This is a genomic window from Bacillus sp. SSR7, assembly GCF_055902415.1.
This window is the reverse complement of the sequence record NZ_JBVVXV010000011.1, coordinates 51,923-76,017: the sequence shown is the minus strand read 5'-3', so window position 1 is coordinate 76,017 and position 24,095 is coordinate 51,923. Positions and strand designations below refer to the sequence as shown.

At 34.5% G+C, this 24,095-nt stretch carries 29 protein-coding genes and 2 pseudogenes; 23 read left to right on the top strand and 8 right to left on the bottom strand.

The annotated features are described in order from the left end of the window. The first annotated feature begins 185 nt into the window (after positions 1 to 185). The 3 genes from AC0NJG_RS18715 (at position 186) to AC0NJG_RS18705 (ending at position 1,153) form a co-directional block, all read left to right on the top strand. Positions 186 to 575 carry a YflT domain-containing protein gene (locus tag AC0NJG_RS18715; RefSeq protein ID WP_000448809.1) on the top strand — a complete coding sequence of 130 codons (390 nt, stop codon included), beginning with the start codon at positions 186 to 188 and terminating at the stop codon, positions 573 to 575. 50 nt (positions 576 to 625) lie between these two features. Continuing rightward, entirely contained in the window at positions 626 to 826 is a 201-nt protein-coding gene (locus AC0NJG_RS18710) for a CsbD family protein (RefSeq protein WP_143880889.1), read from the top strand. A 75-nt stretch (positions 827 to 901) separates the two neighbouring features. Then, positions 902 to 1,153, top strand: a complete 252-nt coding sequence (locus AC0NJG_RS18705; RefSeq protein WP_000522903.1) for a GlsB/YeaQ/YmgE family stress response membrane protein — start codon at positions 902 to 904, stop codon at positions 1,151 to 1,153. Positions 1,154 to 1,334: 181 nt separating this feature from the next. On the opposite strand, the gene AC0NJG_RS18700 is transcribed toward AC0NJG_RS18705, so the two are convergent. Further along, positions 1,335 to 1,535: a methyltransferase gene (locus AC0NJG_RS18700; protein ID WP_143880890.1), complete on the bottom strand. Its 201-nt coding sequence runs from the start codon at positions 1,533 to 1,535 to the stop codon at positions 1,335 to 1,337. A gap of 200 nt (positions 1,536 to 1,735) precedes the next feature. Here AC0NJG_RS18700 and rsbV point away from each other — a divergent pair, with 200 nt between their 5' ends. The 5 genes from rsbV to AC0NJG_RS18675 all read left to right on the top strand — a co-directional run bounded on the left by rsbV (position 1,736) and on the right by AC0NJG_RS18675 (position 5,129). Next, positions 1,736 to 2,074 carry an anti sigma b factor antagonist RsbV gene (gene rsbV / locus AC0NJG_RS18695; protein ID WP_308902190.1) on the top strand — a complete coding sequence of 113 codons (339 nt, stop codon included), beginning with the start codon at positions 1,736 to 1,738 and terminating at the stop codon, positions 2,072 to 2,074. 6 nt (positions 2,075 to 2,080) lie between these two features. Further along, complete coding sequence (gene rsbW / locus AC0NJG_RS18690; protein ID WP_087951556.1) at positions 2,081 to 2,563, top strand: anti-sigma B factor RsbW; 483 nt, start codon at positions 2,081 to 2,083, stop codon at positions 2,561 to 2,563. After that, positions 2,526 to 3,302, top strand: a complete 777-nt coding sequence (sigB, locus tag AC0NJG_RS18685; RefSeq protein WP_087951557.1) for an RNA polymerase sigma factor SigB — start codon at positions 2,526 to 2,528, stop codon at positions 3,300 to 3,302. Before rsbW ends, sigB begins: the two co-directional genes overlap by 38 nt. A 68-nt stretch (positions 3,303 to 3,370) precedes the next feature. Further along, entirely contained in the window at positions 3,371 to 3,811 is a 441-nt protein-coding gene (locus tag AC0NJG_RS18680) for a ferritin-like domain-containing protein (RefSeq protein ID WP_474063280.1), read from the top strand. Between the two features lie 175 nt (positions 3,812 to 3,986). Next, the gene (locus AC0NJG_RS18675) at positions 3,987 to 5,129 is read left to right on the top strand and encodes a SpoIIE family protein phosphatase (protein ID WP_474063279.1); all 1,143 of its coding nucleotides are present in this window, start codon (positions 3,987 to 3,989) and stop codon (positions 5,127 to 5,129) included. Between the two features lie 38 nt (positions 5,130 to 5,167). Here AC0NJG_RS18675 and AC0NJG_RS18670 read toward each other — a convergent pair whose 3' ends face one another. From AC0NJG_RS18670 to AC0NJG_RS18660, 3 genes are all read right to left on the bottom strand, one after another. Further along, a complete protein-coding gene (locus AC0NJG_RS18670; protein WP_087951559.1) occupies positions 5,168 to 6,025 on the bottom strand; it encodes a CheR family methyltransferase in 858 nt (285 codons plus the stop codon). A 16-nt stretch (positions 6,026 to 6,041) separates the two neighbouring features. Beyond that, complete coding sequence (locus tag AC0NJG_RS18665; RefSeq protein WP_088327700.1) at positions 6,042 to 8,732, bottom strand: response regulator; 2,691 nt, start codon at positions 8,730 to 8,732, stop codon at positions 6,042 to 6,044. 205 nt (positions 8,733 to 8,937) lie between these two features. Next, positions 8,938 to 9,189 (bottom strand): hypothetical protein, encoded by a 252-nt coding sequence (locus tag AC0NJG_RS18660; RefSeq protein WP_140168617.1) that lies wholly within the window; start codon positions 9,187 to 9,189, stop codon positions 8,938 to 8,940. 207 nt (positions 9,190 to 9,396) lie between these two features. On the opposite strand from AC0NJG_RS18660, the gene AC0NJG_RS18655 reads away from it, so the two are divergent. From AC0NJG_RS18655 to AC0NJG_RS18635, 5 genes are all read left to right on the top strand, one after another. Further along, positions 9,397 to 9,534: a hypothetical protein gene (locus AC0NJG_RS18655; protein WP_000359813.1), complete on the top strand. Its 138-nt coding sequence runs from the start codon at positions 9,397 to 9,399 to the stop codon at positions 9,532 to 9,534. 39 nt (positions 9,535 to 9,573) lie between these two features. Then, on the top strand, positions 9,574 to 10,104 hold the full coding sequence (locus tag AC0NJG_RS18650) for a general stress protein (RefSeq protein ID WP_143880892.1): 531 nt from the start codon (positions 9,574 to 9,576) through the stop codon (positions 10,102 to 10,104). A 140-nt stretch (positions 10,105 to 10,244) separates the two neighbouring features. Further along, complete coding sequence (locus tag AC0NJG_RS18645) at positions 10,245 to 10,448, top strand: DUF4028 family protein (protein WP_001970570.1); 204 nt, start codon at positions 10,245 to 10,247, stop codon at positions 10,446 to 10,448. Positions 10,449 to 10,584: 136 nt separating this feature from the next. Continuing rightward, positions 10,585 to 10,896: a YbjQ family protein gene (locus tag AC0NJG_RS18640; RefSeq protein ID WP_000637511.1), complete on the top strand. Its 312-nt coding sequence runs from the start codon at positions 10,585 to 10,587 to the stop codon at positions 10,894 to 10,896. A 340-nt stretch (positions 10,897 to 11,236) separates the two neighbouring features. After that, positions 11,237 to 11,383, top strand: a complete 147-nt coding sequence (locus tag AC0NJG_RS18635; protein WP_176364517.1) for a hypothetical protein — start codon at positions 11,237 to 11,239, stop codon at positions 11,381 to 11,383. Positions 11,384 to 11,478: 95 nt separating this feature from the next. Here the strand turns inward: AC0NJG_RS18635 and AC0NJG_RS18630 are convergent, their stop codons facing one another. Beyond that, positions 11,479 to 11,784 carry a hypothetical protein gene (locus AC0NJG_RS18630; protein WP_087951563.1) on the bottom strand — a complete coding sequence of 102 codons (306 nt, stop codon included), beginning with the start codon at positions 11,782 to 11,784 and terminating at the stop codon, positions 11,479 to 11,481. A 117-nt stretch (positions 11,785 to 11,901) separates the two neighbouring features. Beyond that, positions 11,902 to 12,894: a zinc-dependent alcohol dehydrogenase family protein gene (locus AC0NJG_RS18625; protein ID WP_142940634.1), complete on the bottom strand. Its 993-nt coding sequence runs from the start codon at positions 12,892 to 12,894 to the stop codon at positions 11,902 to 11,904. A 214-nt stretch (positions 12,895 to 13,108) separates the two neighbouring features. Between AC0NJG_RS18625 and AC0NJG_RS18620 the strand changes: the two genes are divergently transcribed. Next, entirely contained in the window at positions 13,109 to 13,693 is a 585-nt protein-coding gene (locus AC0NJG_RS18620) for a hypothetical protein (protein WP_087995441.1), read from the top strand. Between the two features lie 90 nt (positions 13,694 to 13,783). Next, positions 13,784 to 14,029: a 3'-5' exonuclease gene (locus AC0NJG_RS18615; RefSeq protein WP_474063278.1), complete on the top strand. Its 246-nt coding sequence runs from the start codon at positions 13,784 to 13,786 to the stop codon at positions 14,027 to 14,029. A 53-nt stretch (positions 14,030 to 14,082) separates the two neighbouring features. Here AC0NJG_RS18615 and AC0NJG_RS18610 read toward each other — a convergent pair whose 3' ends face one another. Then, a complete protein-coding gene (locus tag AC0NJG_RS18610) occupies positions 14,083 to 14,223 on the bottom strand; it encodes a YflJ family protein (RefSeq protein WP_000273536.1) in 141 nt (46 codons plus the stop codon). 306 nt (positions 14,224 to 14,529) lie between these two features. Between AC0NJG_RS18610 and AC0NJG_RS18605 the strand changes: the two genes are divergently transcribed. Next, complete coding sequence (locus AC0NJG_RS18605) at positions 14,530 to 14,892, top strand: hypothetical protein (RefSeq protein ID WP_000582785.1); 363 nt, start codon at positions 14,530 to 14,532, stop codon at positions 14,890 to 14,892. Positions 14,893 to 14,918: 26 nt separating this feature from the next. On the opposite strand, the gene AC0NJG_RS18600 is transcribed toward AC0NJG_RS18605, so the two are convergent. Continuing rightward, positions 14,919 to 15,104, bottom strand: coding sequence for a YhzD family protein (locus AC0NJG_RS18600; RefSeq protein ID WP_000539548.1), 186 nt, complete (start codon positions 15,102 to 15,104; stop codon positions 14,919 to 14,921). A 294-nt stretch (positions 15,105 to 15,398) separates the two neighbouring features. Here AC0NJG_RS18600 and AC0NJG_RS18595 point away from each other — a divergent pair, with 294 nt between their 5' ends. The 7 genes and pseudogenes from AC0NJG_RS18595 (at position 15,399) to AC0NJG_RS18565 (ending at position 24,089) form a co-directional block, all read left to right on the top strand. Further along, positions 15,399 to 16,640 carry a metallophosphoesterase family protein gene (locus AC0NJG_RS18595; RefSeq protein WP_140168616.1) on the top strand — a complete coding sequence of 414 codons (1,242 nt, stop codon included), beginning with the start codon at positions 15,399 to 15,401 and terminating at the stop codon, positions 16,638 to 16,640. Continuing rightward, positions 16,637 to 17,233: pseudogene (locus AC0NJG_RS18590) on the top strand (AAA family ATPase); the annotation flags it as partial. The gene AC0NJG_RS18595 and the pseudogene AC0NJG_RS18590, both read left to right, overlap by 4 nt. A 641-nt stretch (positions 17,234 to 17,874) precedes the next feature. Next, entirely contained in the window at positions 17,875 to 19,005 is a 1,131-nt protein-coding gene (locus tag AC0NJG_RS18585; RefSeq protein ID WP_474063277.1) for an RNA-guided endonuclease InsQ/TnpB family protein, read from the top strand. Positions 19,006 to 19,172: 167 nt separating this feature from the next. After that, on the top strand, positions 19,173 to 21,476 hold the full coding sequence (locus tag AC0NJG_RS18580) for an ATP-binding protein (protein WP_087995520.1): 2,304 nt from the start codon (positions 19,173 to 19,175) through the stop codon (positions 21,474 to 21,476). 41 nt (positions 21,477 to 21,517) lie between these two features. Continuing rightward, positions 21,518 to 22,462 carry a 3'-5' exoribonuclease YhaM gene (gene yhaM, locus AC0NJG_RS18575; protein WP_000726639.1) on the top strand — a complete coding sequence of 315 codons (945 nt, stop codon included), beginning with the start codon at positions 21,518 to 21,520 and terminating at the stop codon, positions 22,460 to 22,462. 258 nt (positions 22,463 to 22,720) lie between these two features. Next, positions 22,721 to 23,182: an Imm30 family immunity protein gene (locus tag AC0NJG_RS18570; protein WP_088327941.1), complete on the top strand. Its 462-nt coding sequence runs from the start codon at positions 22,721 to 22,723 to the stop codon at positions 23,180 to 23,182. Between the two features lie 578 nt (positions 23,183 to 23,760). Then, a pseudogene (locus AC0NJG_RS18565) lies at positions 23,761 to 24,089 on the top strand (hypothetical protein). Positions 24,090 to 24,095 lie beyond the last annotated feature (6 nt).

The following is a 24,095-nucleotide window of genomic DNA, read 5'->3' as shown; positions in this document are numbered from 1 at the left end:
AATTTTCTGTCGATTTAGGTAGTTATTGTAAGGAGAAGATGTTTTAAAATGGTAAATGATGTTGTTCATTCTCTATTAAAAGCAAAATTCACATAACTTTTTTCATATTTTATGTTTAACATTTCGAAAATGGGTGTACTACATATAATATAACAAATAATTCATTTTAAAGGAGGAAGTTAAAGATGGAAACGAAGTATAGTAAACCTTTTGTATATGAATTTATTACGGAGAAAGAGGTCATGAATGCGGCGAATGATCTAGTGAAGAAAGGAATAGACCAAAAAGATATTTACGTATTAACACACGAGAAAGAAAGGACAGATAGAATCGCAGACAATGCAGACGTAAATACAATTGGTATAAAAGAGGAGGGGCTTGGGACAAGCATTATTAATGTCTTTCAAAAAACGGGAGATCAGTTAAGAAATAAGATGCAGGAGTTAGGGCTTAATGAGGAAGAAGCAAACTTTTACGAAGAAAAGCTAGATGAAGGGAAGATCTTGTTATTCGTTAAAGATTTAGAAAGAGTTGGTGAATGGTTACAAGAAAGAAGATGCACGTATTCTATTTAAATTTGTATCCTTTATATCTATAAATCTATTACGAAAAGGAGATGGAAAATATGAGTGAGAGCGGGCTAAAAGAACAAATTACGGGTAAAGTTGAAAAGAAAAAGGGGCAAGTAAAAGAAGGAATTGGTGAAATTACAGAAGATAGAGAGTTGAAAAATGAAGGGAAGTGGGAGAAGACGAAGGGAACGATAAAAGAAAAAGTCGGAAAAGTGAAACAAAAGATAAGTGATGGGTTGGATCATAAAGAATAATACATGTTTATCAAGCTTTGGTTACATACCAAAGCTTGATAAACACAATATAAAAACAATATAGGAGGGTTAATTGTGGGACTTATTATTACGTGTATTGTAGGTGGACTTATTGGGGCGTTAGCTGGAATGATTACGGGAAAAGACTTTCCTTTAGGTATAGTTGGTAATGTGATTGCTGGATTAATCGGATCTTGGGTAGGTAGTGCATTATTTGGTCATTGGGGTCCTGAATGGGGAGGTATTTTCGTTCTTCCAGCGTTATTAGGTGCAATTGTCTTTATTTTAATCGTTACATTCTTCTCTAGAATGCTACGGAAAGCTTAAGTATGATAATGAATAGTAATCTTAAGTTTATTATATATAGTTATAAAGTGAATGAACTGATAAAAATACATAAAAAAGCATCCAAATTAGTTTAATTGGATGCTTTTTTAATGTAATCTGCATAGGAATGAACGGGGGATGAAGGTCCCCCGCTCATTGAAATTACACTTTCTATTATGTATTAAACCACCGTTACTTTTTCACAATTATTTATTCTTACGACTTGCCGTGGCTCTATATGAGATAAGTCCTCGTTATTACCTATATCAACTACAATTGTATTCGTTAGTATGTTAATAATGGAACCAACTAATTTTGTAGCATGATCGTGTCGATAAGAAAATTGAACAAAATCTCCCTTTTTAAAGTTGTGCTCTTCCATAGATAGATCCCCCTAAAAATAATGTTTATACATTATACATACACAAATTTACAAGGTTTAAACATTTAGTAGTATTTTTTAAGTGTTAAGCCGAGAAAGGTGTAGAAAATTTATTTATAATAAAAATAAAAAAATATGTTTAAAACTAATTTTTATGGGTAATTAACATAGTAGTAGTAGTTTGAGATAAGGGGGCGGAAATGATGAATTTGGGAATACATATTTTGCAAAATGATGTAGGTTATACGGTACAACTTAATGGTGAAATTGATGCATATACAGCATCAGATTTGAAAAATAAGATCATGCCTATTGCAAGCGAAAAAGAGGTTCATATTGTAGTAGATTTTCATAAGGTAGATTATATGGATAGTACAGGCTTAGGTGTTTTTATAGCGCTATTAAAAGCAGTTAAGAAAAATGATGGAAAACTAGAGTTTATTGGTGTATCTAAAAGGTTAAAAAGATTATTTGATATTACAGGGTTAACAGAAATATTAAATTTGAATTCCGATTTTGAAAAAGTAGAAAGAAGGTGACTAGGGATGATGGAGAGATTTGAAAAGATAGAAATGAAAATTCCTGCAAAGGCAGAATATGTGGCTATTATTCGTTTAACAATGGCTGGTGTTGCGAATCGAATGGGCTTTGCTTATGACGATATAGAAGATATGAAAATTGCTATTAGTGAAGCATGTACAAATATTGTACAACATGCATATAAAGAAGACGTTGGAGAAATTGCAATTGTCTTTGGGCTATATGAAGATCGATTAGAAATTATGGTTGCGGATAATGGGGTTAGCTTTGATTTTAATAACTTAAAAAGGAAAGTTGGTCCGTATGATATTAATAAGCCGGTAGAACATTTGCCGGAAAATGGTTTAGGTTTATATTTAATCAATACGTTAATGGATGATATACAAATTATGCATGATGAGGGCATGACAGTTTTAATGACAAAATATATACAAAGAGAGCAGGTGGAGAATGATGGAAATCCAATCTCAACCTACAACTCTTTCTAAAGAAGATGTTATTAAACTCATTGCAGAATTTCAACAAAACCAATGTGATGAAGCACAGGAAAGGTTAGTTGAGCACTATAAAAATCTCGTATATTCCATTTCATATCGTTATTCAAAAGGTGGGCCGATGCACGAGGATATTATACAAGTAGGCATGTTAGGGCTCTTAGGAGCAATAAGAAGGTATGATTATTCGATAGGGAATGCTTTTGAGCCGTTTGCAATACCAACGATAGTAGGGGAAATAAAGAAGTTTTTACGTGATAAAACTTGGGGCATTCACGTTCCAAGGCGAATTAAAGATTTAGGCGGGAAAATTAAACTTGCGATAGAGGAGTTAACAGATCACCTGCAACGTTCACCGAAGATTATAGAGATTGCAGATCATTTAGGACTATCCGAAGAGGAAGTGCTAGAAATTATGGATGCGAAAAATAATTATCGAGTATCTTCCTTAGATGATGTAGTCGAAAATTCATCTGATGGAAGTTCGGTAGCGAGAATTGAATCTGTAGGTGAAGTAGAGCAAGGATATGAAGAGACAGAAAGGCGTCTCGTTTTAAAGGATATTTTTAACGTATTAAATGATACGGAAAAGAGTGTTATTCATTATATATTTGGAGAAAATTTAAATCAAAAGGATACAGGGGAACGGTTAGGTATTTCACAAATGCACGTTTCTCGTATTAAAAGACAAGCGATAAGTAAATTGAAGCAGGCAGCATTTTTAGATACATAAAAATTTTAAAGAATTATGTTTAAAACATGAGAAAAGGGGTAGTTATTAAGTATAGGAGGAGATAGTAAATGTCACACGATGTGAAAGAACTAATCGAAGGATTGAATGAAGATTTAGCAGGAGAATACGCAGCAATTATTATGTATAACCATAATGCAGCTACAGTTTCTGGTATATATAGACAAGTGTTAAAACCTTTCTTTGAATCTGAAATTAGTGATGAACAAGGACATGCCCTATATTTAGCGGAGAAAATTAAGACGTTAGGTGGTACACCTACTACAATCCCTTTACGAGTGAAACAAGTAGAAGATGTGAGAGAAATGTTAGAAGAAGCTAGGAAGTCAGAATATGAAACAATTAAGCGTTATGAAAAGCGAAAAGAACAGGCAACAAAATTAAATATGACAGAGTTAGTTGTAAAGTTAGAAGATATGATTGCAGATGAAACAAATCATATGGAAGAATTGGATCGTCTTTTAAATGACAAAGCAATGGTGCTAAATTAAAAGTGGAAATAATTTATAGAGTGAAAGAACAAACTCTCATCTCTGGGGGTTTGTTCTTTTGCTGTATAAATGTGTTTGAGTAGGAAATTTTCATTTTATAACTGAGTATGTAATACTAGAAAAATAGAAAATGATAATCGATTTACATTTTAAATAAGAAAAGGGGAAATAACTTGTGTCCATTTTAATTGTAGATGATAATCCGGTGAACATCTTTGTAATTGAAAAAATTTTGAAACAAGCCGGATATCAGGATCTTGTATCGCTGCATTCTGCACAAGAGCTTTTCGAATACATACAGTTTGGAAAAGATTCTTCCAGGCATAATGAAATAGATTTAATCCTATTAGATATTATGATGCCTGAAATTGATGGACTTGAAGTTTGTAGGCGATTACAAAAAGAAGAGAAGTTTAAAGATATTCCTATTATTTTTGTAACAGCTTTAGAAGATGCGAATAAATTGGCCGAAGCGCTTGATATAGGGGCAATGGATTATATTACGAAACCTATAAATAAAGTTGAATTGTTAGCGCGTATGCGTGTAGCATTACGCTTGAAATCGGAATTAAATTGGCATAAAGAACAGGAAGAAAATCTTCGGAACGAACTAGATTTAGCTACACAAGTACAAAGAAACTTATTAAGTTGCCCATTAAGAGAAGAACATATAAAAATTGAAGCAAGTTACTTACCTTCATTCAAACTAGCAGGAGATATGTATTATTGGTATAAAATCGATGAAAACCGCTACGGTATTATATTACTAGATGTGATGGGACATGGTGTATCTGCTTCATTAGTTTGCATGTTTATTTCGTCTGTATTACGTGAAACGATTAAATGTTTAATCGATCCAGAACTCGTTATGAAAGACTTAAATAAATATATGACTCTTTTACATAATGAGAATGACAATATTCCATATTATTTTACAGCGATATACTTAGTTGTTAATACAGAAAATAGAACGATTGAATATGTAAATGCAGGACATCCTTCTGGATACGTTTTAGTTGATGAAACCAATGTAGTAGAACTAAATCGCGGGAGTTGTGCGGTAGGATTTTTTGATGAAATAAAAGTTAAAAAGACCGTTATACCTTTTGAGAAGAACGCTCAAATCGTATTGTTTACAGATGGTGTTCTTGAAGCAATTGCAAATGATGAATTTGAGGCTGAAGAGAAATTACGTACTTTTACAGAAAGAAAATGGGGAGAGTTAGAAGAAGAGATAGAAGGGTTTTACAAGGAAGAACAGAAGAAAGCACAGTCAGATGATATGTGTCTCATTATGATACAAACGAATGCGAAATAAAAAGCGTATGAAATCCAAACAGAGGATTTCATACGCTTTTATTGTATTTTTTGATAGATTTGTTCGTTCGGATTAAATTGGATATAATGCGGCATTATATTTGAAAAACGAAGAGTTTCTTTATTTCCTAAACATAGGAATCCATTGTGACTTAAACTTTCATAAAAGAGTTGCTGTACTTGGTTTTGAAGTTTACTCGTAAAGTAAATTAAAACGTTACGGCAAAGTATAATGTGAAATTCGTTAAAAGATTGATCAGTTACTAAATTATGCTGTGCAAAAATAATGTTTTGTAACAGTGACGGATTAAAATAAGCAAAGCGACTATCCGTTGAATAATAGTTAGAAAATGCTTGTGTACCGCCAGCTTGTAAATAGTTTTTCGTATAAGTTTGCATTTTATTTAATGGAAGAATACCTTGTTTTGCTTTTTCTAATACATTTGTATTCATATCTGTTGCGTAAATAACAGCTTTTTCACTTAATCCTTCTTCGTGAAGTAAGATGGACATTGATAATACTTCTTCCCCAGTTGCACATCCAGCATGCCAAATTCTAATTTCAGGATGCTTTCTTAATTCAGGAATAACATGCTCTCTTAGCGCCTTAAAAAAGATAGGGTTGCGGAACATCTCAGTTACATTGATCGAGAAATCATTTAATAACTGTTCTAAAACCCCTTCCTCATGAATTACTTTTTCAATTAATTTTGAAATGGTAGGGATATGAGAGAGCTGCATTCGATTACAAATCCGTCTATAAATAGATGTGCGAGCATATTGGCGAAAATCAAATCCTGATAGTTTAAATACCGCTTCTAATAGTAAGTCAATTTCTAAGTTCGTGCGCTTATCCGTATCTACTGATGGATCAAAATTATAATACTTATTTTCCACTGAAACAAAACCTCACTTATTTTATTAACCATACACTCATTACCGAATAGAGTTGATGTAAATTTAATGGTTTACTTATATAATCTGAAGCGCCAGCAGATAAACATTTTTCCTTATCATTTGGCATTGCTTTAGCAGTTAATGCGATAATAGGTATTTCATGTAACCCTAAATTCATTCGGATATGTTCCATCGTTTCATAACCGTCCATATTTGGCATCATAATATCCATTAAAATAAGGTCGATATTTGTATTGTTTTTTAGTATTTCTAAACACTCTAGGCCGTTTTGTGCAGTAATGATATTGGCATGTTGTTTTTTTAATGCATTTTGTAATGCAAATATATTTCGATGATCATCATCGACAATTAAAATAGTTTTCTCTTGGAAGACGTTATTAGTTTCTGGAATCACGATAGTCTCCTCAACAACTTCAGCAGGAATAACTTCATCTACCGTTGCTGCGACTTCTAAATTGGATAACTGTATATCATGTAATCCATTTGGAAGGTTAGGAATATATACTGTAAAAGTACTGCCTTCTCCTACATGACTATCTAACGTAATCCAACCACCTAACAATCTAGCAAACTCTTTACAAATAGATAAACCTAAGCCTGTACCACCATACTTTCGAATTGTTGCACCATCTGCCTGTTGAAAGGCTTCGAAAATAAGTTGATGCTGCTCTTTAGCGATACCAATACCAGTATCTTTTACCGAAATTGTCATCCAATCATTACTGATAGACTGCATATCATGACTTAAATTAGTTGTTTCTATTGAATCGAAATGTAAAGAAACGGATCCTGTTTCCGTGAATTTAAATGCATTGGATAATAAATTTTTAATAATTTGTTCAATCCGTTTTGCATCTGTATAAAACAGATCAGGAATGGTGTCACTGTCTTCAACAGTAAATTCTACATTTTTTTGTGCAGCGATATGTAAGAAGTTTTGCTGCATACTTGCTGCCATATCACTTATGTTCGTTGCTTCGAAAATGACGTCTAGTTTTCCAGCTTCTACTTTAGATAAATCAAGTATGTCATTAATTAAAGTAAGCAAATCTTTTCCTGATGAATGAATAACGGTTGCTAATTCAATTTCATCATCGGATAAATGATTATCATGATTTTCTCTTAACATTTCAGATAATAGTAAAATACTATTTAACGGTGTGCGTAATTCATGTGACATATTTGCTAGGAATTCTGATTTGTATTTTGAGCTACGTAACAACTCGCTTGCTTTTTCTTCTAATTCTAATTTAGTGATTTGTAAGTCAGCTGTCTTTTGTTCAGCTTCTTCAGTTCTAGTTTCTAATTGTTCATTCGTTGTTCGTAATTCTTCGGCTTGCATTTGGAGTTCTTCCGCTTGCGTTTGCAATTCTTCTGATTGAACTTGCAACTCTTCCGTCATTGCTTGTGATTCATGTAAAAGAGTTTGAATTCGCATACGTCCCATAATACTATGGATTGTTAAACCTAGATTATCAACAGTTTGTTGAATGAAATCTTGATGTAAGTCTGAGATCTCAGTTACACTTACTAACTCCATTACTGCAATTACTTCATCTTCAAATAAGACAGGGATGACTAGTATATTTTTAGGACGTATTTCTAATAATCCAGTAGTAACGTAACGAAACTCTTCGGGTATGTCCCTAATAATAAAACTTTTCTTTTCTAAAGCAGACTGTCCAATGAAACCTTCACCCATTTTAATGGATTGTTTTCCAATATCAACACCCTGATCGGCGAAAGAAGCTTTTTTCACATAGTAGACAGCTTCTTCAACTTCTTCACGTACATAAAATGCACCGCAAGAAGTTTGCGTTTTTTGTATAATTCCACTCAAAATTTTGTTACCTAACATTTCAATAGAAGATACACCTTGATACATTAAAATTAATTCTGCAAGCTCAGTTTGCAACCACTCTCTTTTTGATATTTCGTCTAGTAGGTGGTTCGTTGTATGAGCAAGATCTTTTATTTCGTCATGGGTGTTTACATGAATTCTTTCCGTAATTTTTTCTTTAGAAGAAATGGATTTAATAGCTTGAATTACATGTTTAATCGTTTTTGTAATGGAATTCGAAATATAGAGTGAAACGATAATAGAAATACAAGAAAGTAAGAACAATAAACTGTATAACCAAATCTCTAATTTATTATTTTCAGTATCTAATTGTGCAGCTCTTTTTTTCGTTAATTGCTCCTCTACACTACGGAAGTCAGTTAGCTGCGACTGTAATGACTGAATTTGAGTTGTGTCGATTGCTTGTATGTTATTACTAGTATTGCTTGTAATTAGTGGGTGAATCTCTTTATTTATCCAACTAGTAATGTTTTCGTTAATCTGTCTTAATTTTTCTTGCTGAGAGGGGTTATCCTCTAATAGAGCAAAAAGATCATGATAATGTTTTTCGTAATCCTTTTCCGTAGCGTTAAGGGATTGAACATAATTTGCATCATTAGAAGTGATAAAGCTTTTCGCTTTATTTTCAATTGTTAGCAATTCTTTTTCCACTTGATTCGTTAAATTAAGAACTTTAAAATCGTGATCAATAATAAAATTACGAGATTTTTGTAAATTAGAAATCTCATTGTTTAGCATAATGAAAGAAATAAGTAAAAACAAAATAATAACTAAATAACCAGCCATAATTTTGTAGCGAATACTAAATTTTGCTTCCGATTTCATTAAAAATTCCTACCTTCAAGGTTATTAAAAGTTTTCTATTTTAAAGAATGAAAAACGTAATATATATTATATCAGTTTTCATAGGGCCAAACTAGAAATCCCCCTATTGTATTAGGGGGCTCGTTTGGAATAGAGGAAATCATTTTGAAGTATAAAACGATATATGAAAAGTAACGACTGAGGGAATAGGGGGATAACAAAACTTTTAAGAAGGAAAGAGTGTTCTTAAAGCTTTTTTTGCATCTATTCCTTCAAAGATAAATAATACAAGTTCTTTCTTTTTGACAGTAAGGAAAAAGGATACTAATGTGCTTAAGTTTTTAATAGAAGTAAGTGTTCCATGTTTACTTATAAATACATTCGTTTGAAATGTTGTCATTACAGCATAAAAATGATGAATCTGCGTTATTGTAGGTGTTTCATTATAAAGAATAGTAGTAGAGTGAATGGCATTCATCGTAATATTCCTTTCCATATAATAAGCATAACAATATAAACATACCCGTTTTAAAAAATGTTAAACATATAAATAAAAAAAATATAATTATAGTTTTTTACGTTTAGAAAGAGTTACGGAGGGTATACATATACTACAAAGAGATTGACCGAAGATGAATTGTAAGGTTTTATACTTTTACTTTAAATAAAAAGGAGACTGTTACATATGGATAAAATGATAACGGATATTACATTTGATTTCATTTACTTGTTAAGTAGTTCTCTTGTAATTCTTTTATTGTTAGCGTTTTTCGTAAATGGTTATGTGAATAAAAAAATTAGTGTATATAAAAACGAAGAGTAATAAAGAAGCATTATATAAAACTTTAGGAGGTTAATAGTTATGAATATGGATAGAAAAATAGTAGGTGTTTTTCAAAAAATTGATGATGCGGCACTCGTTATTAATGAATTAAAGGAAAAAGGATACCCGGCAGATAACATTTCAGCTATTGCGAAAGATCAAAAGGAAATTGAACATCTGGAAGAAAAATCAGGTGAAAAAGTGAATCATGAAACTGCGCATAAAGCGGATATCTTTTCAGCAACAGGGCTTGTAGCAGGAGGAGTAGCAGGTGGACTCGGTGGTTTATTAACAGGTCTTGGTGTACTTGCCGTATCTGGACTGGGCCCAATTGTAGCAGCAGGACCTATCGCAGCAGCTATTGGAGGGGCCGGTATTGGCGGAGGAGCTGGAAGTTTAATAGGGGCATTTATCGGCTTAGGAATCCCTGAAGAACATGCTAAAAAGTATGAAGAATATATTTACGATGGAAATATATTAATTTTAGTAGATGCAAAATTAGATGATAAGTTAGAAATCTATAAAATATTTGATAAGCATCATGCTTATAACTCTGATTTCTTTAAATAAAATGTAAACAAAGTAAATATCGTTTTTTGGTCTTACAACTTTGGCGCGACCGAGGAGTCGTATGACTATAAGAGAGGAAGGGCTTATAGTAAAAGATCAAGTTCTATTACGTTATTTTAAAAGGAAAGAGGTGTCTATTCGTGATTGTAAAAATATTAAAAGATAGTAGTAATAGTTTCCTTTGTACAGTTCAAAATAAAAATGGAGATCAGTATGTGAAGAAATGGTTTCGTAAACATGAAAACAATGAAGAATTAGGACGACCAACTTTTAAAGAAGTAGAACGCGACTGGAAAGAAAATAGGGAATCGTTTATATATCCTAATGTTAAAGCACTTTATTAAACATAATAGGCATTTTATTCTTACAAAACTGTCACATTCCTGTAAGGTAATTCAATAGATTCGTTGCTTGTTCCATGTCATAATAAAGACATAAGAAAGCTTATTCAAACTACAACTTATTAGGAGAGTGTCAGTCATGATTGTAACAACAACGTCTGGAATTCAAGGTAAAGAAATTATTGAGTATATCGATATTGTAAATGGTGAAGCTATTATGGGTGCAAATATTGTCCGCGATTTATTCGCTTCTGTTCGTGATGTTGTCGGTGGTCGTGCTGGTTCTTACGAAAGTAAGCTAAAAGAAGCTCGTGATATCGCAATGGATGAAATGAAAGAACTTGCAAAACAAAAAGGTGCGAACGCTATCGTTGGCGTTGACGTAGATTATGAAGTTGTTCGTGATGGAATGTTAATGGTTGCTGTAAGTGGTACAGCTGTACGTATATAAGTAAATAAAAAACAGGCTCACCCCTTGAAGTTTATGCTTTGAGGGGGTTTTTTATTTTTCTTTTGTTCATGACTAAAGTTAAAATAGAGAAGGGCCGACGTACTAACTCGCTTATTTCAAATGTAGTATGTCATTTCTGAAGGTAAAAGTAATAATATAGAAATTATGTATTTAACGAAGGTGTTAACTTTATGACAAATAATAAAATTGTTATTTGGGGTAAGGAGAGAATTATTGGTATGAATAATTTTAGAGAGTGTATGGTTGATAGAAATAAACAATGGAGCATGTAAAGAGTTATATTACATAAAATTTATAAAGAATTGGAGGCGGTTACAATATGTTTTGGTTAGGGTGCTTTTTAGGATACATTGTAGGTTCCGTTATTACATGTGCATTACTTTACTTTGGATATCGATCTAATGAAAATAAAAAAGCGGATATGCAAAAGGGGAAGGAGAGGAAAATCAATAAAAAAGGTGTATAGTAGGCGAAAGGTAAGGTGATAGTGTTGATACAAAAATAAAGAACAGTACATATTGTATATGACTACTATGTACTGTTCTGCTTATTCTTTTTGGATTATGAGAAGTTGTTTCCTGTCTTGCTATAAAATTCATAGGCAAAAAAACCAAATAAATAGCCGATTCCGGATCCTAAACTAATGGAAAATAGTGAGAAATCCGGGAAAAACATGCCGAAAATCAAACCGATTATACAGCCAACAAGCATTCCTATAGGTATTAAACTGTCTAATAACAGTTGAGCCTCTTTTGATTTTTTCTTACCCAATTTGCCGTGCTTATATTTATGTTCCAATCTTTTTATTACAAATACTACAATTCCCCCGACTAGTATAATAGGCCAAATTGCCGTAAGTAACCACATGTTAGAGTCTCCTTTCACCTTTTAACATAATTATACTAGATATTTACAATTAGAAGTTTCTAAACGTACTATCTAGTCTATTTAAAAGGCCAATCAAAAAGACTCCTTCAATTGTATTCAATAACTCGTCAAAAACACTTTCCCTTTCGTTTTTTTAGCAGACTGCACAATATCAACCGCTGTTTTCACATCTGCTAAGTCATATGTAGAATGTACTTTCATAAAACGTAATTGCTTATTTTCTACTAAGTGAATTAAATGACGGAACGTTTCTTGCCATTTATATGGTGACACTTCTTTATTCCAATGTCGTAAATGAAATATGTTCGCGTGCACTTTTGCTTTCGTGACAATTTCTGCCCAGTTAACTTGTACACCTGATAGAAGACCAATCGTTAAAAAGTGCCCGTTTGGACGTAAGGAGAAAGCTAATTCATTTCCATCCGGTCCCCCGATAGAATCAATTGCAGCATTTGCACCAATCCCGTTTGTTAATTCCATAACGGTTTCATAAAGCGGGGCGGTGGAAGTATCAATTACATACTCGGCACCAAGGCGCAGTAACTCTTCTGTATGCTTATTATTTCTTGTAACAGCAATTAATCGGAAGTTTAAAATTTGTGATAACTGTGCAAATAGATGACCAATAGCGGATCCGCAAGCATTCACTAATAAAACGTCATTACTCTGTAAGTTTAACGTTTCTGTACAAGTAACCCAAGCCGTAAGTGGATTAATATACATTTGTGCCGCTGTGAAATCGTCAATGGATTCCGGAATAGGGACTACAAAATCAGCTGACGTCTTCACATACTCTTGCCAAGTACCTTCTCCGCGTAACGGTAAAACACGTTTACCGATAAGGTCTCTCGTAACGCCCGCACCTATATCTTCTACAATACCAACACCTTCATAACCAGGTATGTTAGGTAACGGAATTCTATGTGCGTACGCTCCCGTGATTGGAATTAAGTCAGATGGATTAATTGGTCTAACTAACATACGAACGAGAACTTCATTCTCTTTTAATGGTTCTATATTTTTATATTCCACTTGTAATACATCTTTTGGGTTGCCGAACTTGTGAAATTGAATGTGTTTTCCGTGCAAGATAAATGATCCCCCTTAGTTTGATTGGGTTTATTATAGCATTTTCAGCTTGGTTATTTACTTCGTTAAATATATAGGGAATAGAAATTTAAAAAAGGGAATAAGCACGAAGAACTAGCCAAACAAAAACTAAAGTTAAAGGCACCCGAAAGAGTGCTTTTATTTTGTTTTTACAAATATAATTTAAAGATTATACATAAATGGGGGATTCAGCATGAATAAAAAGATAATCTGGGGAATTTTAGGGGTTATTGTAATTATCATAGCTCTTGTGAGTATGAACGTATTACAGGAAAATGCTAAAGAAGCAAAAGAAAAAAAGGAACGTGAAGCTAGATATGTTCAAGCGGCAGCGGAATTTTATTATAATATTGAACTAATGGGGTTTGTTGCTACTTTTGTTTTACCGCAATATTCCGAGGTTTGGTCTAAAGCTATTGATGATCGCCGAGACTTTAACGTAGCTATTCATGCTAAGAGAAAATCTCTAAATTCAATGGTGGCTCAATCTTCTGTAATATATAGCGATATGGAAGATCAATTAAAAACAGTGTCTGAAGCTGCAAAAGAAAATCCAAATAAGTACAAAGAACTTTATGATGAATACAAAAAGATGTACGGCACTATTACATCTTTAAAGGAACAAACAGAATCACCTAGTGGGACTCTGGTGACATTTAACCAAAATGCAAATATGTTACTCCAAGAATACAAGAAATATAAAGGGAATATAGAAGTGGCTGTATCTGAGGATATAAAAAATGAAGTAGAGGAGATAAAAGAAAAAAATAAAAAATAATTACAAAATAAAACATATGGCTTAAAAAGAAAAATTATTAATTCTATTATATAGTTAAAGCTTTAAAAGTTTGTGATGGAGGTATTCTAAATGAAGCTATTTAAAGGAAAAGTTGTTTGTCCAAGGTGTGATGGAAATGGTCTCGTTTATAAAGCAGAAATTAAAGATATAAATAAAGTTGTATATGTTTGTGATGAATGTGACGCAACGTGGTTTCGGAATGAAAGGTTTGGAATGGATAATTTTGTGGACTATGAGACGTTTCTTGAGGAGAATTCATTGTCTTATATGAAGGCGAATGTTATTCATTTAGGCTATGATTGGTACGAAAGATAGTAAATTTTTCAAAAGCAAGAAGCTACTTGAAAAGTAGCTTCTTCTATTTTTTATTAAGCCGAAGCTTTCTTCATTCTCTCAAGTAAACTAGATAACACATGCGTACGATACGATTCTAGTTTTTTACCTTCATAAGTACGGATACCTAATTTTTTAAGTTCTTTTACATACCAACCTTTGCTTCCGAAATACATGTGATCGCTCCCCTTCAACTTTGTTTTTACCCCGCATTAACGGGCAGTAAGACTCCCACCTTGAAATTGGGCTATGAAGCAAAGCAGTTAGGTGGGAGATCAACTGCCCGTAAATGCCCGATTGGTTCAACTAATAATCATTTGGGATGAAAAGATTCCCCAATGATTAAAGTTTCACTTTATCTGTTCTGATTGCATATGGAGGTACAGGATAATAATGAAGGAAATGAATTTCGCGCGAAAATGGTTAACTTTGTTGCAAAAGACATATATACTAAGGATAGTATATAACGAGGTGGGCAAGACGTGATTATAGAGAAGCACGAAATTCAAATTGATCAAATTACGAGCGGTAAAGTGAATATCTTTACTTTCTATCGAAATAGAAAGCAAATTGATGATCATTTTTTACGATTGCAAGAACCATCGCTTACAGCAAACTACTTCTTCCATTTTCATTTTGATGCAGAGAGCTTGCATCTACTGCAGAAAGAGTTTCCAAGCGTATATCCGTACGACGGTAGTGAAACGATTCACGACTGGACGGAAAAGATGAAAGCAGAATTGCAACATCAGATCCAAACAGGAAAATGGAATAAACGCGTACGTATCGGTAATCGCATTCTAGATGTGGTGTTTACGTGGTGTGACGAAGATATAGTAGAGTGAAAAAGAAGCGGATGACGCTTCTTTTTTTAGCGCTGGAATAAAACGAGCTTACCTGCAGTAGATGTGCAGCGATGTGTTTTTTCATACAATCCTTTTTCTTTTAAAATAGATTCACCTTTTGCTTTCGCTTCTTTTTCAGTTGCCGCCTCGAATGATTCGTCTAATGCTTTAGAACCATCTTTTTCAAAGACTGTTAGAACGTATACTCCCATGAAAATTCCCTCCAATAATAAAAATCAGAATCTTATAACTATTTTGGCATAAATCACTAGAATATGCAAAGAAATATATGACATTGCGTGGTAAAATAAAGTGAAACTTTAATCTTCGGGGAGTCTTTTCATCCCCGAAGATTATTAGCCTTCACCAATCGGGTATTTATGGGCAGTTAACCCTCAGATTAGCTTCTTTGTCTACTGCCCGTTAATACGGGATAAAGGGGAAGTTTTATGGACACTAGATTTACTATTCGTAGTAAAGTACGGAAAAAGAAAGGATCGTTATTTGTGAAACAAGTGAAGTTTATACATGCGGCTGATTTGCATTTGGATAGTCCGTTTAAAGGGATGGAGATGAATGTACCGCAGTCTGTTTGGGAGAGAATGAAACAAAGTACGTTTGAATCATTCGAACGTATTGTTGATAAAGCGATTCAAGAGCGCGTTGATTTCGTATTGCTAGCCGGGGATTTGTATGATGCGGAGACGAGAAGTTTGAGGGCGCAAGTGTTTGTGCGCGAACAAATGAAGAGACTGTCGCAGTACGATATCCCTGTTTTTATTATTCACGGTAACCACGATCATTTAGGGGGAAGCTGGGCAGCAATTGAGTTTCCGGAAAATGTTCATGTGTTTACGGAGCCTTACGTAGAAGAGAAATCATTTTATAAAAATGGTGAGTTGTTAGCTTCTATTTACGGTTTTAGTTATTTGCAACAAGCGGTAACGGATAATATGACAGCGCAGTATACGAAAATGAGTGATGCGCCTTTTCATATTGGTATGCTTCACGGAAGTGTGGAAGGAGATGCAGAGCATAATCGCTATGCACCGTTTCAAATTCGTGAGTTGAAAGAAAAACAGTTTGATTATTGGGCTCTTGGCCATATACATAAACGTGAAATTTTATCAGAAGAGCCGTGCATTATTTATCCAGGGAATATACAAGGGCGTCATCGTAAGGAAATGGGCGAGAAGGGTGCGTACCTGATTGAACTTACGAAACAAGGAACGCAATGTTCCTTTTTCCATACGGCAGATGTTGTATGGGATGAAATCGAAGTCAATATTGATGGACTTGAAACTGTTGATGACCTTATGACGGCAGCATCAACTATGATGAATGAGTGCCGGAGAGAAGAGGAAGGTACGTTACTAACTGTTGTATTTACAGGACAAGGGCCACTTTCTCCTTATTTACGTGATGAAAAACGCGTAGAAGAGATTTTTCATATATTAGCATCTGGCGAAGAACGAAAAGATTTCGTATATGCGATGAAGTGGAAAAATGAGACGGTTTCGTTTGCAGAAATTGAGCGTTTGAAAGAAGAAAATCATTTCGTCGGTAGTGTGCTAAAGGAGTTAGAAGCTTTCACAAATATGGACGGAGTATTGCGCACCATTTGGACATCTCCTGTAGCACGTAATAGTATTGAATCTTTTACAGAGGAAGAGAAGAAAGAGATTCAGAAGGAAGCGGAAAATATTATTTTAGAACAATTATTCCAGCAAGAGAGGGATAAAAAATGAGAATGGAAAAACTCTATATTTATGGGTACGGAAAATTAGAAAATGTGGAAATGGATCTTTCAACGCTGACGGTGTTATACGGTGAAAATGAAGCGGGAAAATCGACAATTCGCTCGTTTATGAAAAGTATTTTGTTCGGCTTTCCGACGAGAGGACAGCGCCGTTATGAGCCGAAAGAAGGCGGCAAGTATGGTGGAGCAATTACTGTACAAACAGAGAAATACGGCCGTTTGAAAATTGAACGATTGCCAAAGACGGCCGCTGGCGAGGTGACCATTTATTTTGAAGACGGGAAAACGGGCGGCGAAGAGATTTTACACGATATATTAACCGGGATGAATGAAAGCTTATTTGAATCGGTCTTTTCTTTTGATATGCACGGTCTTCAAAACATTCATCAGCTTGGCGAAGCGGATATCGGCAATTATTTATTTTCGGCAAGTGCGGTCGGAAGCGATGCGTTATTGCAACTCGATAAAAAGCTAGAAAAAGAAATGGATCAGCGTTTTAAACCGAGTGGGCGTAAACCAGAGATTAACGTGTCACTGCAAGAGATGAAGAAACTGGAAGAGAAGATGAAAGAGTGGCAAGGGTAACTAACTGTTACGATTTATTTAACCAATTATAACTAAAGTTAATTAAATATATCAGTAAGCCCTGCTAGTCAAGTGATTGGCTAGTAGTGAGGGTTAACTGCGGGCAATCCCTAAAGCTGATTGAACTACAACGTGGCTAGAAATGGTGAGCGTGAATGTTGCGAAAGCAGAAAAAATCAATCAGATGATGTAAGGTTAAATCCTAAACATTAGAACAATGGGTCTTCCGCCTCGAATCATCTAAGTCAAAATGGATAAGATGAACGTTCAACGACTATCTCGTATAACTGACGAGAGTACATCACAAGCCTATGGTGGTGGAAAAATCCTCTATCTCTAAAGAGATAAACATATAGTCTGCGCTCATGTGAAAACAGGAGAAGTTCATAAGAGAACTGGCTAAGGAATTGCGCCCTTAGTTGAACGAGATACATTTAATTAAATCTATCAAACCTCATTGAATATATAGAACGTATGTGCTATGGTGGTTTCAATGAGGTAAGAATAATAATGAAATTTTCACGAGTTAGTCAAGTATCAGAATTAACAGGTTTGCATCCGAGTGCTCTCAGGAGAATGCTGGTGGAACACGCTACTATTCAGAAGAACAAATCTTTCATTAAAGGAGTTACATTCTAATGATATTGGCGAAGAAAGTTAGACTGATTCCAACCCCTGAACAAGAACAAGTGCTTAGAAACCATGCCGGTGCTGCAAGATTCGCTTATAACTATTGTAAAAGAATGAGTGATAGATACTATAAGCTATTTGGAAAATCTGTTTCACAGTTAGCTTTACAGAAACGATTTACAAAGATCAAGAAGCGAAAGAGATATGAGTGGTTACATGACATCAACGCACAAGTTCCCAAACAGGCTTCAAAAGATTTTGATAAGGCGAGAAAACATTCGTTCAAAAAGTACAAAAATGGGTATCACACTTCTTATAAATCAAAAAAAGATTTAATCCAAGGATTTTATGCCAATTATGAAAGGCTGATTATAGGAAAGAAAGTAGTTCATATTCAGTCTATTGGAGAAGTGAAAACAAGCCAACAACTACCAAGAAACAAAAAACCATCAAATCCAAGAGTTACCTTTGATGGTCGTCACTGGTGGATTAGTGTAGGATTCCAAGAATCCTTTGAATCACAAGAACTAACGAATGAGTCGATTGGTGTGGATGTTGGTTTAAAAGAGCTGTTTGTAGCTTCTAATGGTACGAAAGAACGAAATATAAACAAAGATGCCAAGGTTAAAAAACTTTTGAAAAGGAAAAAGTCAGCGCAAAGAGATATGTCTAGGAGATTTAAAAAAGGTGTAAAAACTCAATCTGCCGGATATGAAAAAGCGAAAGCTGAGCACCTGCGGTTATCTAGGAAAATTAAGAATATCCGAAATAACCATATCCATCAAGCAACAGCTAAATTGGTGAAAACCAAACCAATGAGGATTGTTGTGGAAGACTTATCTATCTCAAACCTGTTAAAAAACAAAAAACTATCGAAAGCATTTTTATTTCAAAAATTAAACTTCTTCTTTCAATGTTTATCATACAAGTGCGAGAAGTATGGCATTGCGTATGTAAAAGCTGATAAATGGTTCGCCTCAAGCAAGATTTGCTCATGTTGCGGTGTGAAATACGACCATTCCGTTCAACCAGAAGGACAGTGGAGTTTAAAAATACGTGAGTGGCGTTGTGTTCCATGCAATAGCCATCACGATAGGGATTTGAATGCTTCGATAAATTTATCAAGATGGGTAAAATAAATGCTTGATAATAGGAGGTAACGATACTGCCTCGTGTGGAGTGTTATACCCCTCGTCCCTTCGGGGCTGCGAGAACACTTTGAAGCACTAACTTGTGTAAATTTGATTGAATTGTATAGATTTAGTTAAGTTTATCGTATCGGAAAATTGGCACGTATGAAAAGCAAGTGGAGCAGTTGAAAGAAAGTGAAGAGAAACTAGCGTCTGTTCGTACAGAAAAAGAGAGTGCAGAAAAGCGAAAGCAAGATTATGAAATATTAGCAGCACTAGAACCTCTCGTTATTGAAAAGCGTGCGCATGAGAAAGTGCTAGAAAACGAGAACGGGCAATTTCCGGTAAACGGAATGGCGCGCTATGAAGCAATTAAGGCGAAGATGGAGCCGCTCCAATTACAAGTTGATTCGCTCCATAAAAAAATAGAGACAGTGCAATCAGAAATAGAATCGATTCAAATAGATGAAGAGTTTTTACAAAAAGAAAGTTATATAGAAGAACTTCGTATGCAGCATATGTCGTATGAAAATGCACGCCAAGAAATGCGTGATATGACAGGAAGTATTGCGAATATAAAAGAAGAAATCGCAGAACTAGAGCAACAAATTGGTGCTACTTTTGAAAAGGAAGCGGTTCTTGCGTTTGACATGAGTTTGGCAACGAAAGAATTAATTACGCAAACCGTACAAAAAGCACGTGAATTAGAAACGCAAAAAGCACAGCTTGATGATCATTTTAAAGTAGCGCAGGAGCAATTAGAAGAACAAGAAGAAAACATAAGACAAATTCAGAAACAAATGTTAGCGGATGAAGAGCGAAATACGTTAGTTGAGAAAGAAAAGTCATTCCAAGATGCGGCGTTTATCGGTATGGGCGCTGAGCGAATGAAGCGCAAGTATGAGGAAAAAGCAGGAGCCGCTATGCAAAAGAAAAAGCAGTGGCAAAGAGTTTGTCTTCTTTTACTTCTTATTAACACAGGCGTTTTATTCACAAGCTTATTTATAGATAACCGAGCGCTTTTATTTATTAGTGTCATTGTTTTTGTAGGGATTGTTCTTGCTCTCGTTTTATATAAAGATCCATCAAGTGGATTACAAGAAGAGCTTCTTACTCTACAGCAAAGTGCTGGCGGGAGACAAAGTGAAGAAGCGATGTCCATTCGTTATGAGTTAGAAAAAGACGAAGAGATTCGGAAGTTATTTGAGCGTGAGTCTTATAAATTGCAGCAAATGGAGCGAGCGTATGATAAAGTCGTTTCATCGTATGAGGAATGGGAGCGAGAAACGTTCCGCACGAGCGAACAAGTAAATGTGTATAAAAAGCGGTATACGTTCCCTGAATTTTATACGTACGCACACGTATTGCCGGCGTTTGAGCGTATGGAAAAAATGCAGCAATTATATCGGGAGTTAGAAAAACAAGACACGCGAAAATCTTCATTATATGAAATGATTTCGCAATTTGAACATAAACTAGAAACTGTTATCGGTAGTGCGGAGTATAATAAGCTACACGAGGCACAAAGTCGTATGCAAAATGAGAAAGAAAAGCGCCAAACTTGTAAGCAGTTAAAAGAAAAACTGGCGGAATGGCAAGAAGAATATGAGTTTATGCAAGAACAATTAAAGCAACTACTAGTAGAACGAGATGGTTTATGGCATATTGCAGAGTCTACAAATGAAGAAATGTTTTTAGAAGCAGGTAAACTAGCGGAAAAACGTGAAGATGCAGAGAAACAAGTTGGGCGTTTATTACCGCAAATTGATCTGTTAGAACAGCGTTTAACGAGTTTATCATTAGCTGAACATTACGAAGCTGACGGTTATGATGAAAAATTAAAGCAAGAACTGATAGCCGCGCAAAAATGTCTGGCACAAGAAAAAGAATTGACAGAGCGTATTGCGAAACATCGTATGGAAATTGCGAATTTAGAAGAAGGTAGTACGTACGGTGATTTACTACACGAATGGGAAATGAAAAAAGCGCAAGTGCGTGAACAAGTGAAGAAGTGGGCTGCTTATGCGGCCGCAAAGACAGTGTTAACGAAAACGAAGCAATATTATCATGAAGTACATCTTCCTCGTATTTTACAAAAATCAGAAGAGTATTTCGTCTATTTAACGGGCGGACGATATAGTAAAATCTTTTCACCGTCAGAGGCGGAGCCGTTTATTGTGGAGCGTAACGACGGTATGCGTTTTTATAGTCATGAACTAAGCCAAGCGACAGCTGAGCAGTTGTATTTATCGCTGAGATTTGCGTTAGCAAAAACATTTGAGCATGATTATCCATTTATTATTGATGATAGTTTCGTGCATTTTGATGCGGTAAGGACGAATCGGACGATTGAACTTATAAAGGAAATTGCAAAGGATAGACAAGTGATCTTCTTTACATGTCATGCGCATTTACTCGCGTATTTTACAGAAAAACAGATTATAAAATTAACGCATAAGCGTAAAGAAAATGAGTTGTAGTGTGCTATACTAAAAGTAACTGATTTGGTGGAGGAATTCGAATGAAAAAGAAAATTGCAGAGTATGAAGTTGGTGAACAAGTCGATATTTTCTTGTTAATTAAAACAGCGACAAAAGGTATCGCAAGCAATGGAAAGCCATTTTTAACAGTAATCTTACAAGATCCAAGTGGAGATATTGAAGCGAAATTGTGGGACGTATCACCAGAAGTTGAGAAACAATATGTAGCGGAAACAATCGTGAAAGTGGCTGGAGATATTTTAAATTACAAAGGACGTATTCAATTACGTGTGAAACAAATTCGTGTTGCGAATGAAAATGAAGTTACGGATATCTCAGACTTCGTAGAAAAAGCACCAGTGAAAAAAGAAGATATGGTTGAGAAAATTACGCAATACATATTTGAAATGAGAAACCCGAACATTCAACGTCTAACAAGACATTTATTAAATAAGCATCAAAACGAATTTTTAGACTATCCAGCAGCGACGAAGAACCATCACGAGTTCGTATCTGGACTAGCTTATCACGTCGTATCGATGCTTGATTTAGCGAAAGCTATCTCAAATCTATACCCATCATTAGATAAAGACTTACTTTATGCAGGCGTTATTTTACACGACCTTGGTAAAGTAATCGAATTATCTGGCCCAATTTCTACAACGTATACGTTAGAAGGAAATTTACTAGGCCACATTTCGATTATGGTGAACGAAATTGGGAAAGCAGCAGACGAGCTGCAAATCGATGCAGAAGAAGTATTAATTCTTCAACACATCGTCCTTTCTCACCACGGAAAAGCAGAATGGGGTAGTCCAAAACCACCATTAGTAAAAGAAGCAGAAATTCTGCACTACATCGATAACTTAGATGCAAAAATGAACATGATGGACCGCGCATTAGGACGCACGAAACCAGGCGAATACACAGAACGTGTCTTTGCTCTTGATAATCGTTCGTTCTATAAACCGACGTTCCATAATTAATAGTGTGAATTGAATGGCCTCATTAAGTGTTAAAAGCTTAGTGGGGCTGTTTTTTATTGAAAATGAAATGAAATAGTTAAAAAGATAGTGCAGGATTTTCAGCTATTGAATACGCTAGAAAATTCCCATATAGATCAAGTTTAATTGAAGGGGTGAGAAAATATGGATAAAAAAGAGCCTGTTGAATTTATTGAAAAAGCTGGGGCCAGTATTGTTTCAAAAAATATAATAAATAAAACATGGAAAGGATGATTACTTTTGGATATTAAGAGTCATCTAAAAAGACTATACGATAATCGTTTATTAGAAAATGAAAATGAGATACGAGATTTTAATGAGTCATTAATGGAAGTAATAGAGTACAACGACGTCTCTGTTATTACAGATTTATGTTTAGTTTTGGATGATGAGACTGAGCAATTTGAGGTTATGTTTGGTTTAATTCATGGAATAGAGAGCTTATATAAAAATAATATAGAAGAAGGACTTGCGTGTATTGCTAAAGCTGTTCCGAAGATGATTAACTCAGCAAAAGAATGGGTAGAAATTTTACATTATAGAATTCTTAATCACCCTCAAGTAAGATTAGCATATGGAAAAGTACTTTCGGAATTTGATCCATCAATTACGATTAGTATTAAAGAATTATTGATTGATATAAAAAATGAAGACCCTGATATGTTTAGTGAATCTGTTAATGAGGTAATTAAGAGCATCTAATGTTTAAAGTTGGAAAGATATAAAAGCACATAAGGCAAGTCAACAAGAAAAGAACTTATTATTGTAGTGGAAAGAAAAAGAATAGGTTGTTTAAAAGTGCATACTCTAGATGGTACAACCATCATAGAGTGCTATGTGCAATGATAGAATAAGAAAACGAGGTACGTGCTTAGGCGAGATGACATTTTACTGGGTGATGAATATAAACACACGGAATGTATATAAAACTAACGAACTCGTATAAACTCGTAAGATTTAACGTAGTAGTTGTCATGACATGTAAAAGGTATCATACTGTTACTACAAAATTTACAAATTTATGCTACTTAAAAATGGATGAACTTAAAGCACTTGATTGTCAATTAAAGGAAACAAGTGCTTTTTGCATTTTAGCGTAGAAATTTAAAAGAGCATTATAATTTTATAAGTGTATTAAGTGTTAAATTTTTATTGTTGTTTTATAGATTATAATGGCTATGTACAGTGTACGACGATAGTAGAGGGGAAAATAAAGGGTTGTGTTATTTTTTGAAGTCATCGTAAAGTCCGTTTTAACGGATGGACGTTATGCACAAGTTATCCGCAAAAAACAAGTAAACGTTATGGGCTTCTCCACTGTTTGTCCATATAAAATTGAAGAAGGAAAAAATTATCCTGTTATTCTCGACATTACAGTTTTCGATAATATTGAAATAAACGAAGGAATAGAGGGAGTTAAAAGTTTAAAAAGAATTGATAATTCTTTTAAGTATCGTATTAGTGGAATATTAAATCGTGGTTTTATTGATGCAGGGATTATTATTACAGAGACGAAGATGAAATATTCCTTGAACGCAGTGAATACTTTAACAAGTATGTTGAAATAGAAGCTGATAGAATCAACATTGAATTTGTAAAAGGAGGCTAGTCTCTT